Origin of the sequence: Rhodanobacter sp. IGA1.0, assembly GCF_040208325.1 — a bacterium.
In the GTDB taxonomy this organism is placed as follows: domain Bacteria; phylum Pseudomonadota; class Gammaproteobacteria; order Xanthomonadales; family Rhodanobacteraceae; genus Rhodanobacter; species Rhodanobacter spathiphylli.
The window spans coordinates 2517881-2532435 of record NZ_CP157948.1; the positions used below are offsets into that span (position 1 = coordinate 2517881).

Sequence of the window (14555 nt, forward strand, 5' to 3'; positions counted from 1 at the left end):
AGAGCCCCACTCCATGCCAGCCATCGCGCCCGCCGCCCTTCCCGTCAAGGGCCCCCATCTGAAGCTCGCCATGCTGCTCGGCGTGGCCGGTTTGTTGTCCACGCTGGCGCTTTGGCCCTATCTGATGGTGCTGATGCCGCAGAAGCTGGCCGCCCTGCACGTGCCCTTGCCGGTGGTGATCGCGGCACAGACGATCCAGGCTGGCGTGATCTGCTGGCTGCTCGGCTGGCTAGGCCTGTACCTGGGCGCGACGCACGGACTGGATGCGCCGTGGCTGCGCAGTTGGGTCTACCGGCGTCCGCTCGACCCGGGCCGGCCCGCGCGCTGGGGCCTGGCCATGTCGCTTGGCGCAGCGGCTGCCGCGCTGGTTCTCGGGCTGTCGTTGCTCGGGCCCGCGCTTCCAGCCGAGCATGCCACCAGCGCCGCGGGCTGGGCCTGGCGTGGCGCGCTGGCGTCGTTCTATGGCGGCATCGTGGAGGAAGTCGGCTGCCGGCTGCTGCTGGTCAGCCTGTTCGTCTGGCTGCTGGCCCGAAGCCATCGCAACGTGGCGCTGCCGTGGATGTTCGTGCTGGCCATCGTGGTGGCCGCGCTGCTGTTCGGCGCCGGCCATCTGCCGGCAGTCTTCGCGATCACGGCGGCGCCGGCATCGCTGCTGATCGGCAAGATCGTCCTGCTCAATGCCGTGGTCGGGACGGTGACCGGCATGCTGTTCTGGAAGTACGGCCTGGAGCACGCGATGCTGGCGCACTTCTGCGCCGACCTGGTGCTGCACGTGATCGCGCCACTGGCCGGCGCCACCTGAATCGCTCAACGCGGATCGAAAGCCACCTGCTGCAACTGGGGCAACTTCAACAGGCGCACCTCTGCATGCTGCCGATCCGCCACCAGCAGCAACGAACCCGACTGCGCGATCGAATCAACCTCAGGCAGTCCGTCGTCTGCACCCAGGCGCTCCAGCGGACGCCCATTGCTGGCGTCGTAGACCACCAGTTCGCGGGTCTCCGGGTCCACCACCAGCAGCCAGTCGTGGGCCGCATCGCGAAAATGCACCAGCTGGCGAACCGGATCGGCCTGATCCGCTCCGGCCGGGGCCGACAGCCAGGACCACGACAAACCCAGCGACAGCACCGCAAGCAGGATCAGGCCGGGCCCGCGCAGGCGGCGCAGAACGTGGCTGGGCGACCATGTCGCACGGGAGCGGTGCCAGAGGGCGATCTGCATGTTCATGCAGGAACGATCGCAGCCAGGCGTGACCGTCGCATGACACCCGCAAGAACTATTCGTTGCGCCAGCGCAGCGTCCAGCCAAGCGCGAGCCAGCCAAGCACGAAGGCGAGTCCGCCCAGCGGCGTGATGATGCCCACCCAGCGTGGCGCGCCCAGCGCCAACGCGTACAGGCTGCCGCTGAACAGCACGATGCCGGTGCCGAACGCGAACAACGCTGTCCGACCGCTGCGGCCACGCCCCAGCGCAGCCGTCATGACCAGCGCCAGCGCATGCCATGCGTGGTAGTTCACCGCCGTATGCCACAACTCCATGCCACGCCCGTCGAGCACGCCGCGCAATGCATGTGCGCCGAACGCGCCCAGCAGCACCGCGCTGGCTCCGGCGATGCCGACCAGCATGGCAACACGGGTACTGACAGGTTGTCGCATGATGCTCGTATCCCTGGCCGGCGAACCCGGCAACGCGGCGGGTGTCGTATGCTTGAACGGATGAAGACCCAGGATTCTCGCATGAAGCCCCGCCATTGGCCGCGCCCCGCGCTGCTGCTGTTGCTGCTCGCCATCAGCCTGCTGCTGGGCGGCTGCCAGCGCGGTGAACCGCTGCCGTTCCGGCTGACCAACATCACTGGCCACATGCCCGATCTCGACTTCAGGCTCACCGACGACAACGGCAAGGCGGTCACCGGCGCCGACTATCGCGGCAAGGTGGTGCTGCTGTATTTCGGCTACACCCACTGCCCCGACGTCTGCCCGCTGACCCTGGCCCAGTTGCACGTGGTGATGCAGCGGCTGGGGCCGTTGGCCGACGGCGCACGCATCCTGTTCGTCAGCGTCGATCCGGCGCGCGACACGCCGTCGATCATGCACGCCTACGTCAACGCATTCGATCCGCGCGCGGTGGGACTGGTCGGCGACGCCCGCGCCGTCGAGGCGCTGAGCAAGCGCTACCGCTCGGCCTTCACCCGCGAACCGGGCGATGCCGACGGCAATTACGAGGTCAGCCACAGTTCGGCGATCTACGTGTTCGACCGCGAGGGCCATGCCCGCGTGCTGGCCACTCCCTCCGCCTCGCACGACGACCTGGTCCACGACCTGCACCTGCTGCTCGACAACGGAGCCGACCGATGAAACTTTCCCGACTGTCGCTGCTGTGCGCCGGCCTGCTGCTGGCCGGCATCGCCCACGCAGCCGATGCCGACCACATCCATGCCAGCCACGCGTGGATTCGCGTGCTGCCCGGCGCCCTGCCCGCCGGGGCCTATGTCACGCTGGAAAACGACAGCGGCGCGCCGATCGCGTTGCGCGGCGCCGGCAGCACGATCTACGACGACGTGATGCTGCACCAGAGTTCGACCGCCGGCGGCGTCAGTCGCATGAGCATGGTCGACTCGCTCGACGTGCCCGCGCACAGCAAGGCCGCGCTGGCGCCGGCGGGCTACCATTTCATGCTGATGCAGCCGAAACAGCCGGTGAAACCGGGCGACACGGTCACGCTGACCCTGCAATTCGCCGACGGCAGCACCCTGGCCACCGACTTCATCGCGCGACCGGCCAACGCGCTGGACGCCGGCGACGCTCATGCCGACCACGCCATGCCCGGCATGGATCACGGCGCGATGTCACACGATCACTGAGCGCGCAGCCCTCGGTCGGCGACCGTCGCTTCGCTGGCCACCTTCCTGACCGTCCTGTGCGGCGGCTTGCGCGGCAGCCGGCCGTTGCGTGACAGGCGCAGCCACAGGCGCAGCGCCATCAGCCCGCCGATCGACTCCACCAGCGCCGACGGCACCCAGATGATCACGCCGCCGATCAGCTGGCCGGTCAGCACGTTGAAGGTGAATGCGCGTCCGCAGATCTCGAAGATCGGATAGAGGTCGGTCTTCGAGAACGTGACGATCGCTCCGGCGACGATCTGCGGCGTCATGGTGATCGCCGGCGACAGCACGCGCAGCCCGGCGGTCATCCGTCCCGGCGGATGCGGGCGGTGATCGAGCACCAGCGACCAGTAGGCGAAACCGCTGACCAGCATGCTCCAGTTCATGAAGCGGTAGATGCGCCAGTCCAGCATCGCCAGCGTCTGCAAATCGGGAACCAGCCAGATCAGGATGAAGGCGATGAACAGCAGCGTGGCGACGGTCGGGTTCCACAGCACGCCGAACACCATCCGCCACGGCCACGAGCGCTGCAACGGACGCAGCACGCGCACCCGCCAGGCCAGCGGAAGGCCGGAACGCAACACGGCAGACGGATACGCCGCCACGATCAGCAGTGGCGCGACGTGGTGCAGCAGCAACTGCTGGATGCGGTGCATGAAGAACTCATGCTCGGCGTAGTAGTCCAGATACGTGTGCAGCGACAGGTAGATGATCGCCATGCCCGACCAGAACGCCAGCTTGCTGGCAAACCGCACCGGCCGACGGCGGCACCCGCGCAGATACAGCACGCCGGCCACCACGAAGCACGCGAGCAACACCCACGAAAACTCCCACGGCACGATCCATTTCAACAGGCTTGCAGTCACTGCACCGGCACTTCTGTCTGCGCCGGCGGCGGCCGGCGACCGCCCAGCTTAACGCCGCACCGCCATCGCGTCAGCCTCCGCGGGTTCGCGCGCTTGCGGCAGATTGCCGCCGTCACCGGCGGCGGCGACCGTAGCGGCCCCTGCGCCAGCCGTACAACAGGCCGAACAGCACCACCAGGGCGGGGATCGCCACGATGTTGGTGACCTTCACCCGCAGCCCCAGCGCATCGATCTCCGCGTTGAGCTGGTGCTGCACGTCGCGCAGCTCCTTGTTGATCGCCAGCTGGCGCTGACGGAACTGCTCGATCTCGCGGCGCTGCTCGGTCGTGGCGGTGCTGGCATGGCCGCCCTTGGCGGGCTGCAGCTCGTCCAGCCGCCGCCGGGTGTCGGCCAGTTCCTGCTCCAGCTCCTGCTCCTTCTGCAGGAATTTCTGGTCGGCCACGTTGCGCAACGCCTGCACCCGGGTGAAGGGACGCTGCGACGTGGAGCGGCCGCGGATCGACAGCAGCGCCGACGAGCCGCTGAGGTTGTCCACCAGGTTGGTCACCAGATCGCCGTTGTTGGCGAAGATCCGCATCATGGTCTGCCCGAGAATGGTCTGCGGCTCGACCCACAGGCGATCGCTGAGCAGGTCGGTATCGGCAACTAGGATCACCTCGGCATGCGCGGCCGAGCGCGCGCGATGCCCCGACACGCCGGCGCGCTCCGGAAACGCGCTGTCGAACGTGCCTTGCAGGCGGGCAGCGAGCAGGTAGTGGGTGCCGTCAGGATGGTAGTTCTGCAGCAGCGTGGTGGGATCGTTGCTGGCGTCCAGCACGCGCTGGGTGGACACCACCTCGGCCTCGGCACTGCTCTGCAGCAACGGAATGAGCCGGGTCTGCGCATCCGCGGCCAGGTCGAAGAAGCCCGCGGTGGAGACGTTGATGCGCTGCAGGCTGGCGGTCACCGGATCGTTGCGGTTCAGCTCCTGCGCGCCCAGGTCCAGCATCGCCGGATGGTTGAGGCTGTTGCCGGCCAGCTCGATCTGCAGCGCACGGGTGCGATCGAGCACCACCTTGTGCGGGTCATAGCTCACGCCCCACGCCTTGAACAGGCGCGACAGGTCCGAAGCACGATCCGGGAAGGTGATGCTCTCCGGCCCGTAGGGCGAGGTGTCCAGCTCGGCGTCCGGATCGACGAACACCACCAGGTGCCCGCCGCCCAGCACATACTGGTCGATCGCATATTGCGCGTCGGGGCTCAGCTGCTTGGGGTGGATCAGCAACAGCACGCGGATCTTGTCGTCCACTTTCTGCAGCGTGGCCGGATCGATCGTCTTCAGGTCGAACAGCTGACCCAACTGCTGCAGGACCGTCCACGGCTGTTCGCTGAGCACCGGGTTGCCCTCGACCGGCAGCGAACTGATCACGCCGACCTGCGGCTTGCTGGTCTGGTTCAGTTCGTAGACCAGCTTGGCAATGTCGTATTCGAGGAACGTCTCGCGTGAGGGATCGAAGAACGCGATCGACAGGGTCTTCTCCGGCACGCGCTCATCGTTGCCGTCGCCGTCGACACTGCCGGACATGGCACTGCCGGCGAGGCCGAAGAACACCCGCTCGCCATTGCTGCCGCCATTGGCCGCGGTGAGGCCGCTGCCCTCGGCGCTGGCCTCGTCGTCGGAATACGGCACCGGGTCGATGGTCTGCAGGCGGATGCGGCCGTGCGAGCGCGCCACCATCTCCTGCAGCATCTCGCGCACGCGCTGCTCGTAACTGCGCAGCTGCGGCAGGTCGCGGGTGGCATGGTCGGAAAAGTACAAGGTCAGCCGCAGTGGCCGCTGCAACGTATCGACGATGTGCAACGTGCCGGGCGTCAGCGTGTACAGCTGGTCGGTGGTGAGGTCGATCCGCGACGCATGCAGCCAGCGACTGCTGGCCACGATCAGCGGCACGAACACCAGCACCAGCAGCACCAGCGCCAGGTAGAGCAGGCCCCGCCGGGTCAGCCGCAACGGGGTGGAGAACAGGCGGCGGATACGCGACATGGACATGGCTTCAGCGCGTCCGTTTCAGGTCGAGCAGCAGCACGCCGGCGAGCAGCCAGCCCAGCGTGCTCAGCAGGAAATACAGCAGGTCGCGCACGTCCAGCACGCCCCGCGCGATCGCCTCGAAGTGGCGCAGCATCGACAGGTGCGCCACCGCGTTGATCAGCTTGCGCGGCAAGGCGCCGGAGAAGAAGTCGAGCACCTGCGGCTGGCCGATCAGGATCAGCAACACGCAGACCAGCGCGGTGAGGATGAAGGCCACCACCTGGCTGCGGGTCAGCGCGGACAGGCAGGCGCCGATCGCCACGAAGCTGCCCGCCATCAGCCAGCTGCCCAGGTATCCCGCCAGGATGATGCCGTTGTCCGGCGAGCCCAGATAGTTGACGGTGATCCAGATCGGGAAGGTCAGCGCCAGCGCCAGGCCGATGAACAGCCAGGCCGCCAGGAACTTGCCCAGCATCGCCTGCCACAGCGTCAGCGGCAGGGTCAGCAGCAGTTCCAGCGTGCCGCCCTTGGCCTCCTCCGCCCACATGCGCATGGTGATCGCCGGCACCAGGATCAGGTACAACCAGGGATGCATCGCGAAGAACGGCTGCAGGTCGGCCTGGCCACGCTCGTAATAGTCGCCCGCGTAGAACGTGAGGATGCCGCTCAGGACCAGGAAGATCACCAGGAAGACGTAGGCCACCGGGGTCACGAAATAGCTGCGCAACTCGCGCCGCAGCACCGCGTTGACCGGGCTCATGCGCGAACCTCGGCGGTGCGCTCGTCACTGGTGGTGATCTGGCGGAACACCTCGTCCAGCCGGCCGCGCTCGAGCTGGATTTCCGAGACCTCCAGGCCCTGCTCGCGCAGCAGCGTTTCCACCGCCTCCAGGATGCGTTCGCCGGGCTTCGGGAACACCGTGATGCGCCCGTCCAGCGGGTCCACCTCGATCGACGCCACCTGCGGCAGGCGCCCCAGCATCTCCTGCGACATGCCGCTGCCCGGCGCGCTGAACGACACCGCCCCGTGATAGCGCGAGCGCGCCTCCAGTTCGGCCGGCGTGGCATCCGCCAGCAGCTTGCCACGGGCGATGATCACCACCCGGTTGCACAGCGCGTGGACTTCTTCCAGCAGGTGGGTGGAGATCAGGATGGTGCGGTCGCGCGCCATCACGTCGATCAGCTGGCGCACCGCGTGCTTCTGGTTCGGATCGAGGCCGTCGGTGGGTTCATCCAGCATCAGTACCGGCGGATCGTGCAGGATCGCCTGGGCCAGTCCGACGCGCCGGCGCAAGCCCTTCGACAGGGTGTCGATGCAAACCTCCAGCACTTCCTCCAGCTGCAGTTGCTGCACCACCGCGTCGAAACGCCGGTAGCCCGTCTCCGCCTTGAGCCCGCGCATGCGCACGATGAAGTGGAGGAACTCACGCACGGTCATTTCGCCGTAGCTGGGCGCGCCTTCGGGCAGGTAGCCCAGTGCCCGCTTCGCCTTCAGCGGCTCGCGGCTGACGTCGTGGCCGCAGACCCGTGCCGTGCCCGACGTGGGCACCAGGAAGCCGGCGATCATGCGCATCGCGGTGGACTTGCCGGCACCGTTGGGGCCAAGCAGTCCCAGCACCTGGCCTGGCTCGACACGGATGCTCAGCGCATCCACGGCGGTGAGGTGGCCATAGCATCGGGTGAGCTGGTCGGTTTCGATCATGTCCGGTTGGGGCTGTGGAGTTCGGCGCGACCAGCTGGCGAAAGTACGGTTGGGCGCTGTCGCGGCGCGTCCCGCAATGTACCGCAAGAAGCGCGGGGTGGCCCGCCCGGGGTGACCCGAAAAAGAAAGGCCCTTCCGCTTGGAAGGGCCTTTCTGTCTTTCGGCAAGACCGCGCGTGGAGGGTTTACTCGCCCGCGCTGGCGGCCTCTGCCGGAGCCGCGGCCGTGCCGGCCGGGGCGGGAGCGGAGCTGGCCGCTGCCGGCGCCTGCGCATCGTCCAGGCTCGGCGGCTGCAGGCCGGCTTCCTGTTCCGGGGTCTTCTCCGGGGCGTCGGTGATCGGCAGGTACACGTTGTACTTGGCGTAGGACGTGATGTTGCCGCCGGCATCCTTCACTTCCGGCGTGGCAATCACGTCGTAGGGGCGGTTGACCACTTCGTCGTACTTGTAGCCATGGGTCTGCGCGTACGCCTTGAGCATCTCGCGGGTCTGCGGCACACCGGCGAAGGTGCCGTTCCACACGCCCTTGAGCGCGGAACCACCGAAGGCCAGCGAGGCGCGAACGTTGCCGTCCACCACCAGGCGACCGAAGCGGTCGCGGCTGCCGACGGCCACGCTGCTGTCGGCTGCGCCGGCGGCGCTGCTCGCCTCGGCGGGAGCCGCATTGTCGATCGACGGCGGGGTGGCGGCGGTGAGCTGTTCGCTCTGGCCATTCACGGTCAGCGTGCTGCTGTCGATCGGGAACGCCACGTCGAAGCTGTAGGTCTGGTCGCCGTAGTTGGTGGTGATCAGGATGCGCGAGCCGGTGATGTTCACGCCGAGCTTCTTGGCGGCCGCCTGGATTTCCGTGGTCGCCTTGGCCACCGCGTCGTCCAGACCTTCCAGGCCGTCCTTGCGCTGGATCGAGCTCGACACCAGCAGCACCGGGGTGGGCTGGGTCTGTTCGATGTAGGGAATCAGCTGGCTGTAGTCGATGTTCGGCACGCCGGCCAGCACGTTCTGCAGGTTGTTCAGGCTGAACTGGATGAAGGAGTCCGGATCGCCGTGGATGTACAGGTTGGCGAAGCGGTTGATCAGGTTCCAGCCGTAGGAAACGTCGTACGACCAGGTCACCTGGGTCAGCTGGCCGCGGTTGCCCTGACGCTCCAGATCCAGCGTGAAATGCTTGTCCAGGCCGCGCCAGTCGTTGTCCAGGTTCCAGATGATGCTGGCGCTCTTGGTGTTGCCGTCGATCTGGTCGAACTCGGGCGTGGCGCTGGCGATGGTCAGGCCACCGTTGCCCAGCTTGGCATCCGTCGTGGTCCAGCTGATCTCGGCGCCCGGGCCGTAGGCCTTGCCGGAGAACGCGAACTGCACCTTGGGATCGAGCGAGCGCAGCACCGAGTAATCCGGCAGCCGGCGGTAGTTGTCGAGCACGTCATAGACCTGACGCATGTCCTTGCCGATGACCAGCTGGCGTTCCACATGACCGCTGCCGGGCATGACCACAGCCGCCAGGACACCGATGACCGCAACGATGACCAGGGCAACAAGAAATTCAAAGACACGCATCATTCCAGAGTTCTCCGAAGCGTCTTTACGCCATACCTAGATAGTGTTGCCCCGGCCTTCCGCGCGAACCCGCCCTTCGGTGGGGTCCGCGGGCCATGGCAGGGGGTCGGCAAACGCCGAAGCTACGGATGTTACTTGCTCACGGGCTGGAACGCTATCCGCCCGGACGGCCTCCGCGCAGGGCCGAAAAACCGCCGGCCGGGGCCCGCTGAAACGGCGCATCCGGGCGCCCTGCACCCGCTCGGGCATCAGACGATGCCCATTTCCAGCGCCTTCAGAACGGCCCGCGTGCGGTCGCGCACGCCCAGCTTGGAAAGGATGTTGGAGACGTGGTTCTTGACCGTGCCCTCGGCCACCTTCAGCGAGTTGGCGATCTCCTTGTTGCTGTAGCCGCCGGACAGCAGTCGCAGGATCTCGGTCTCGCGCTCGGTCAGCGGGTCGGGCTGCTCGAGGCTGGTGAAGTTGTTCTGCATCCGCGACACCCCGGCCATCAGCCGCTGGGTCACCATCGGCGCCACCAGCGAGCCGCCGGCGGCCACCGTGCGCACGGCCTCGACCAGTTGCTCCAGCGAGACGTCCTTCAGCAGATAACCGCGGGCGCCGGCCTTGAGGCCCTGCAGCACCAGCTGGTCGTCGTCGAAGGTGGTCAGGATGATCGTGGGCGGCAGCTCGTTGCGGGCGGACAGCGCCTGCAGCACCTCCAACCCGCTCATGTTCGGCATGCGCAGGTCCAGCAGCACCACGTCGGGCTTGATCCGCGGAATATCCTGCACGGCCTGGGCGCCGTCGGCGCACTCGGCCACCACACGGATGTCCTCGGCCAGGTCCAGCAGCGAGCGGACGCCCTGGCGAACCAGATTCTGGTCGTCGACGAGACAAACGGAAATCATCGCGGATCCTCGGGAAAACTGTGGCTTGACGATGGGATGCTGGCAGCTGGCGCAGGGCACCGCTGCCAACACCGACGCACTTTCGCACCCCGGCGCAGCCGGCAGAGATTACGACACATTGAGCGCTGGTGGCTCAAGCCGGTTCGGTGCGTGCGCCAACGCGGCATGTTCCCCCAGCGGTAGCCGCACGGTCAGCGCAAACCCCTGGCTCGGCCCGCTGTCCAGGCTGAGGCTGCCGCCGAACTCGGCCAGCCGCTCGCGCATGCCGGACAGGCCGTTGCCCGGCTCGAAGTTCTCGGCGCCGCGGCCGTCGTCGCGCGCATGCAGGCCGATCAGGCTTTCCCCGGCGTAGGCGAAATTCAGCCACAGGTTGCGGGCTGCCGCGTGGCGCGCGGCATTGGTGATGATCTCCTGGGCGCAGCGCAGCAGCACCTGGGCACGGCGCGGGTCCTCCACGCTGAAACGTGGCGGCATCACCACGTGCACGGCGAGGCCGGGCACGCCTTCGGCCAGTCCCCGCAGGGCCAGGGTCAGGTCGATCGCGTCGTCCTGGCGCAGTTCGCTGACCACCTCGCGCACGTCAGCCAGCAGCAGCTTGGCCGTGCTCTGCGCCTTGCGCACATGGGCGCCGGCCGCTTCGTTGGTGAGATGGCTGGCCACCTCGAGGTTCAGGCTCAGCGCGGTCAGGTGGTGGCCGATCAGGTCATGCAGGTCGCGCGCGATGCGCATTCGCTCGGCGATGCGGCTGGATTCGGCCAGCAGGGCGCGGGTGGCGCGCAGCTCGGAATTCAGCCGCCGCTGCACGTCGCGCTGCTCGGCCTGCTGACTGGCGACCGTCGAGGTCACGAACACCAGCACCGAGATGCCCAGGTAGATGCTGGCCTGGAGAAACCCGAGGGCAACACTGTGATCGTATTCGGGGAAGGTGGCGAAGATCGCCACCAGGCTCAGGTGCTGCAGCACCAGCCAGAACACCGCCAGCGAGAACGGCAGCAGCCACGGCAGCACCAGCGAGGCCACCACCATCAGCATCGCCGACAGGCCGCTGTGGCTGTACCAGCCCACCGCCACCGCGGCGGCCGTCATCAGCGTCAGCCCGAGCAGTTTCAGCACAGGGTAACGGCGCGAGCCGAGGTTGCTGGTCAGCAACCAGTACATCAGACCGAAGATCAGGTAACACAGCGTCCACAGCAGCAGCGAGAAATTCGGGCGCTGCAGCTGGGTCAGCCGCTCGGTGGCCCAGTTCGTGATCAGCGGCGTCCCCACCGACAGATAGGTAAAGAAGCCCGCATAGCGAAGCAGGCGGATATGGTTGAAGAATGGCCAGCGCATCCCCGCATCATTGGCTGCGCGGGGATTTCGCGCAATGCGCGAGAAGTCATGCCCGGCCGGGCCCCGCTTGTCGCCGCGCGCCGCTTTACAAAGCTTTTACATGTGCCCTTGCGAGATGTAAGGGCCTGCAGCGCATGTCATAATGCGGCATTGCGCGAGGCTGCGGTCGCCTCTCGTCCCCGAATCCACCCTTGCGGAGCAACGAATGGCCCTTGCCATCCGCGACGTGCGCGAGCACGACCTGGATGCCGTACTGGCGCTCAACAACGCTGCCGGTCGCTCCATCCTCGCACTGGATCCTGCCCAGCTGCGCTATTTCCACGAGCACGCCGAATATTTCCGCGTGGCCGAAATCGACGGTCAGCTGGCCGGCTTCCTGATCGCGCTGCGCGAAGGCGGCGATTACGACAGCCCGAACTATCGCTGGTTCGCCGAGCACTATCCGCAGTTCCTGTACATCGACCGCATCGTGATCGCCAACGCCTACCGCCGCCACGGGCTGGGCCGCATCTTCTATTGCGACGTGCACAGCTACGCCGAGGTGCGCGTGCCGCTGCTCACCTGCGAAGTGTTCCTGGAGCCGCGCGACGACGTGGTCGTGCTGTTCCACGGCACCTACGGTTTCCAGGAAGTCGGCCAGCAGCGCATGGGCGAGCACGGCCCGCAGGTCAGCCTGCTGGCCCGCGACCTGCCCAGCTACGCTTATGTACGCGACACCTGGCTGGAGAAAGGCGGCCTGCCCGACGTGCCGTGGCTGGCCGAACGCGAACGCCCGGACACCGCCCAGCCGCATCCGCTCCGCCTGGCCGGGGAGCGGCACGCATGAACGCAAGCATGGATGCCACCGACGCCTGTGACCTGCGCTTCGGCCAGGTCGGCCTTGCCTGCGTGCGGGTGCGCCGGGTCGATGCCGCCGCCCTGTGCGACGAACTGGAACGCCGCGTGCGCGCCGCGCCGCAGATGTTCGCCCGGGCCGCCGTGGTGCTGGACCTCAGCCACCTGCTCGACCTGCCCGACGACGGCACCGTCGACGCACTGCTCGAAGCGGTGCGCAGCGCCGGCATGTTGCCGGTGGGGCTGGCCTATGGCACCAGCGAGACCGAGGCGCTGGCCAAACGGATGGGGCTGCCGCTGATCGCCAAGTTCCGCGCGGCCTACGAACCGGCCACCGGCGCGCCCGCTGCCGTCGCCCCCGCGCCACGCAGCGAACCCGCCCCCGCGCCGACGCGCGAACCGATTCTCGCTGCGCCGGCCTCCGGCAACGTGGGCGCCCAGCATCATGCCGGCTCGGTCCGCTCCGGCCAGCAGATCTACGCTCGCGACCGCGACCTGATCGTCACCGGCGCGGTGGCCAACGGCGCCGAAGTGATCGCCGACGGCAACATCCACATCTACGGCGGCCTGCGCGGCCGCGCCATGGCCGGCGCGCAGGGCGACGAGAAGGCACGCATCTACGTCTCCGACTTCCGCGCCGAACTGGTGGCGATCGCCGGCCAGTACCGCGTGTTCGAACAGATTCCCGGCGACCTCGAGGGCCAGTCCGTGCAATGCTGGCTCGACGGCGAAAAACTGATGATCGCCAGGCTGTGATCACCCACAACAAAAACAAACCTGCGGAGATGGGCCCTTGACTGCTGAGATTATCGTTGTCACCTCCGGCAAAGGCGGCGTCGGCAAGACGACGACCAGCGCCTCCCTCGCCACCGGCCTGGCCATGGCCGGCAAGAAAGTCGCCGTGATCGACTTCGACGTCGGCCTGCGCAACCTCGACCTGATCATGGGCTGCGAGCGGCGCGTGGTGTACGACTTCGTCAACGTCGTGCACGGCGAAGCCACGCTGAAGCAGTCGCTGATCAAGGACAAGCGCTACGACAACCTGTACGTGCTGGCCGCCAGCCAGACCCGCGACAAGGACGCGCTGACCATGGAAGGCGTCGAGAAGGTGCTCGACGGCCTGTCCGAGGACGGCTTCGACTACGTGGTCTGCGACTCGCCCGCCGGCATCGAGAAAGGCGCCCACCTGGCGATGTACTTCGCCGACCACGCGGTGGTGGTGGTCAACCCGGAAGTCTCCTCGGTGCGCGACTCCGATCGCATCCTGGGCCTGCTGGCCAGCAAGACCCGGCGCGCCGAGAAGGGCGAGCCGCCGATCACCCAGCACCTGCTGCTGACCCGCTACAACCCGGCCCGCGTCGCCATCGGCGAAATGCTCAGCGTGAAGGACGTCGAGGAAATCCTCGGCATCCAGGTGGTGGGCGTGATCCCCGAGTCGGAGAACGTGCTGACCGCCTCCAACAACGGCATCCCGGTCATCGTCGACGCCAACTCGCTGGCCGGCCAGGCATACAGCGACACCGTGGCCCGCATCCTCGGCGAAGAGCGCCCGTTGCGCTTCATCGACGTGCCCAAGAAGGGCTTTCTCCAGCGCGTGTTCGGAGGTTGATCACGATGGGCATTCTCGATTTCCTCAAGCGCAAGCCCGAGGCCACCGCCAGCGTGGCGCGCGAGCGCCTGCGCATCATCGTGGCGCAGGAGCGCTCCACCCGCGGCGCGCCGGACTACCTGCCGATGATGCGCAACGAGTTGCTCGAAGTGATCAAGAAGTACGTCCATGTCGACCTCGACGCGATCAACATCAACTTCGAGCGCGACAGCGGCCACGAGATCCTCGAACTCTCGGTGACCCTGCCTGACGGCAAGCAACCGGCGAGCAGCGAAGCCCGGAGCGGCTGAGCACCCACGCCAAATCCATGCCGGGCCGCCACGCGCGGCCCGGCGATCTTCATCCGGATCGTCCGCGCGTCGCGCCCCATGCACCCCGACACCCATCCCACCGCCAGCGACCCGGCCGACAGCGTGCTGTGCGTCGGCCAGATCGGTTTTGCCGATCCCGCCGCGTTGCTCGCGCAGTTCGGATTGACGCTCGAACAGGTGGCTCGCGACGCGCCGATTCCCGGCAGTTTCTGGGGTGAGCGCGAGGCCGGCATCATCGGCACCACGGTCTACGCCCGCGAAGACACGCCGGTGCACTCGCTGTTGCACGAAGCCGGCCACCTGATCGTGCTGCCCGAGGAAAAACGTGCGACGGTGCATACCGACGCCACCGACTCGGTCGAGGAAGAGGACGCCACCTGCTACCTGCAGATCGTGCTGGCCGGCCAACTTCCCGGTGTCGGCCGCGAACGCCTGATGACCGACATGGACGCCTGGGGCTACTCGTTCCGGCTGGGCTCGACCCGCGCCTGGTTCGAGCGCGATGCCGCGGAGGCACGGGAGTTCCTCAGGGCGCGTGGCCTGCCCCACACCTGACCCCGCGCCTGATGCACCAC

Annotated in this window: 17 protein-coding genes; 8 read left to right on the forward strand and 9 right to left on the reverse strand. The window is 67.5% G+C overall.

Annotated features, from left to right (window positions below):
* Positions 1-13: 13 nt before the first annotated feature.
* Complete coding sequence (locus tag ABNK63_RS11455; RefSeq protein WP_040672922.1) at positions 14-802, forward strand: CPBP family glutamic-type intramembrane protease; 789 nt, start codon at positions 14-16, stop codon at positions 800-802.
* Positions 803-807: 5 nt separating this feature from the next.
* Here the strand turns inward: ABNK63_RS11455 and ABNK63_RS11460 are convergent, their stop codons facing one another.
* On the reverse strand, positions 808-1227 hold the full coding sequence (locus tag ABNK63_RS11460) for a hypothetical protein (protein ID WP_007806365.1): 420 nt from the start codon (positions 1225-1227) through the stop codon (positions 808-810).
* Positions 1228-1276: 49 nt separating this feature from the next.
* Positions 1277-1654, reverse strand: coding sequence for a DUF423 domain-containing protein (locus ABNK63_RS11465; protein ID WP_350015687.1), 378 nt, complete (start codon positions 1652-1654; stop codon positions 1277-1279).
* 81 nt (positions 1655-1735) lie between these two features.
* Here ABNK63_RS11465 and ABNK63_RS11470 point away from each other — a divergent pair, with 81 nt between their 5' ends.
* Positions 1736-2353, forward strand: coding sequence for an SCO family protein (locus ABNK63_RS11470; RefSeq protein WP_007806368.1), 618 nt, complete (start codon positions 1736-1738; stop codon positions 2351-2353).
* Positions 2350-2859, forward strand: a complete 510-nt coding sequence (locus ABNK63_RS11475; RefSeq protein WP_350015688.1) for a copper chaperone PCu(A)C — start codon at positions 2350-2352, stop codon at positions 2857-2859. Before ABNK63_RS11470 ends, ABNK63_RS11475 begins: the two co-directional genes overlap by 4 nt.
* Here ABNK63_RS11475 and ABNK63_RS11480 read toward each other — a convergent pair.
* The 7 genes from ABNK63_RS11480 to ABNK63_RS11510 all read right to left on the reverse strand — a co-directional run bounded on the left by ABNK63_RS11480 (position 2853) and on the right by ABNK63_RS11510 (position 11226).
* Complete coding sequence (locus tag ABNK63_RS11480; protein ID WP_350015689.1) at positions 2853-3746, reverse strand: cytochrome c oxidase assembly protein; 894 nt, start codon at positions 3744-3746, stop codon at positions 2853-2855. The two genes, ABNK63_RS11475 and ABNK63_RS11480, sit on opposite strands and share 7 nt — an antisense overlap.
* A gap of 112 nt (positions 3747-3858) precedes the next feature.
* Complete coding sequence (locus ABNK63_RS11485) at positions 3859-5775, reverse strand: Gldg family protein (protein WP_350015690.1); 1917 nt, start codon at positions 5773-5775, stop codon at positions 3859-3861.
* A 4-nt stretch (positions 5776-5779) separates the two neighbouring features.
* A complete protein-coding gene (locus ABNK63_RS11490) occupies positions 5780-6514 on the reverse strand; it encodes an ABC transporter permease subunit (protein ID WP_007806377.1) in 735 nt (244 codons plus the stop codon).
* Positions 6511-7455 (reverse strand): ABC transporter ATP-binding protein, encoded by a 945-nt coding sequence (locus ABNK63_RS11495; protein ID WP_007806380.1) that lies wholly within the window; start codon positions 7453-7455, stop codon positions 6511-6513. The genes ABNK63_RS11490 and ABNK63_RS11495 overlap by 4 nt, the downstream gene beginning before the upstream one ends.
* A gap of 184 nt (positions 7456-7639) precedes the next feature.
* Complete coding sequence (locus ABNK63_RS11500; protein ID WP_007806382.1) at positions 7640-9007, reverse strand: hypothetical protein; 1368 nt, start codon at positions 9005-9007, stop codon at positions 7640-7642.
* Between the two features lie 245 nt (positions 9008-9252).
* Positions 9253-9894, reverse strand: a complete 642-nt coding sequence (locus tag ABNK63_RS11505) for a response regulator transcription factor (RefSeq protein WP_007806385.1) — start codon at positions 9892-9894, stop codon at positions 9253-9255.
* A gap of 108 nt (positions 9895-10002) precedes the next feature.
* Complete coding sequence (locus tag ABNK63_RS11510; protein ID WP_350015691.1) at positions 10003-11226, reverse strand: histidine kinase; 1224 nt, start codon at positions 11224-11226, stop codon at positions 10003-10005.
* A 205-nt stretch (positions 11227-11431) separates the two neighbouring features.
* Here ABNK63_RS11510 and ABNK63_RS11515 point away from each other — a divergent pair, with 205 nt between their 5' ends.
* The 5 genes from ABNK63_RS11515 to ABNK63_RS11535 all read left to right on the forward strand — a co-directional run bounded on the left by ABNK63_RS11515 (position 11432) and on the right by ABNK63_RS11535 (position 14535).
* Positions 11432-12052, forward strand: coding sequence for a GNAT family N-acetyltransferase (locus tag ABNK63_RS11515; RefSeq protein ID WP_350015692.1), 621 nt, complete (start codon positions 11432-11434; stop codon positions 12050-12052).
* Positions 12049-12816: a septum site-determining protein MinC gene (minC, locus tag ABNK63_RS11520; protein WP_007806391.1), complete on the forward strand. Its 768-nt coding sequence runs from the start codon at positions 12049-12051 to the stop codon at positions 12814-12816. Before ABNK63_RS11515 ends, minC begins: the two co-directional genes overlap by 4 nt.
* A gap of 37 nt (positions 12817-12853) precedes the next feature.
* Positions 12854-13669: a septum site-determining protein MinD gene (minD, locus tag ABNK63_RS11525; protein WP_007806393.1), complete on the forward strand. Its 816-nt coding sequence runs from the start codon at positions 12854-12856 to the stop codon at positions 13667-13669.
* 5 nt (positions 13670-13674) lie between these two features.
* The gene (minE, locus tag ABNK63_RS11530) at positions 13675-13959 is read left to right on the forward strand and encodes a cell division topological specificity factor MinE (RefSeq protein ID WP_007806395.1); all 285 of its coding nucleotides are present in this window, start codon (positions 13675-13677) and stop codon (positions 13957-13959) included.
* A gap of 78 nt (positions 13960-14037) precedes the next feature.
* The gene (locus tag ABNK63_RS11535; RefSeq protein WP_350015693.1) at positions 14038-14535 is read left to right on the forward strand and encodes a hypothetical protein; all 498 of its coding nucleotides are present in this window, start codon (positions 14038-14040) and stop codon (positions 14533-14535) included.
* The last annotated feature ends 20 nt before the right edge of the window (positions 14536-14555 follow it).

Excerpts from the sequence above, each read along its gene's own strand:
- ABNK63_RS11455 (WP_040672922.1), top strand. The coding sequence starts at position 14 with ATGCCAGCCATCGCGCCCGCCGCCCTTCCCGTCAAGGGCCCCCATCTG.
- ABNK63_RS11460 (WP_007806365.1), bottom strand. The coding sequence starts at position 1,227 with ATGAACATGCAGATCGCCCTCTGGCACCGCTCCCGTGCGACATGGTCG.
- ABNK63_RS11465 (WP_350015687.1), bottom strand. The coding sequence starts at position 1,654 with ATGCGACAACCTGTCAGTACCCGTGTTGCCATGCTGGTCGGCATCGCC.
- ABNK63_RS11470 (WP_007806368.1), top strand. The coding sequence starts at position 1,736 with ATGAAGCCCCGCCATTGGCCGCGCCCCGCGCTGCTGCTGTTGCTGCTC.
- ABNK63_RS11475 (WP_350015688.1), top strand. The coding sequence starts at position 2,350 with ATGAAACTTTCCCGACTGTCGCTGCTGTGCGCCGGCCTGCTGCTGGCC.
- ABNK63_RS11485 (WP_350015690.1), bottom strand. The coding sequence starts at position 5,775 with ATGTCCATGTCGCGTATCCGCCGCCTGTTCTCCACCCCGTTGCGGCTG.
- ABNK63_RS11490 (WP_007806377.1), bottom strand. The coding sequence starts at position 6,514 with ATGAGCCCGGTCAACGCGGTGCTGCGGCGCGAGTTGCGCAGCTATTTC.
- ABNK63_RS11495 (WP_007806380.1), bottom strand. The coding sequence starts at position 7,455 with ATGATCGAAACCGACCAGCTCACCCGATGCTATGGCCACCTCACCGCC.
- ABNK63_RS11500 (WP_007806382.1), bottom strand. The coding sequence starts at position 9,007 with ATGATGCGTGTCTTTGAATTTCTTGTTGCCCTGGTCATCGTTGCGGTC.
- ABNK63_RS11505 (WP_007806385.1), bottom strand. The coding sequence starts at position 9,894 with ATGATTTCCGTTTGTCTCGTCGACGACCAGAATCTGGTTCGCCAGGGC.
- ABNK63_RS11510 (WP_350015691.1), bottom strand. The coding sequence starts at position 11,226 with ATGCGCTGGCCATTCTTCAACCATATCCGCCTGCTTCGCTATGCGGGC.
- ABNK63_RS11515 (WP_350015692.1), top strand. The coding sequence starts at position 11,432 with ATGGCCCTTGCCATCCGCGACGTGCGCGAGCACGACCTGGATGCCGTA.
- minC (WP_007806391.1), top strand. The coding sequence starts at position 12,049 with ATGAACGCAAGCATGGATGCCACCGACGCCTGTGACCTGCGCTTCGGC.
- minE (WP_007806395.1), top strand. The coding sequence starts at position 13,675 with ATGGGCATTCTCGATTTCCTCAAGCGCAAGCCCGAGGCCACCGCCAGC.
- ABNK63_RS11535 (WP_350015693.1), top strand. The coding sequence starts at position 14,038 with ATGCACCCCGACACCCATCCCACCGCCAGCGACCCGGCCGACAGCGTG.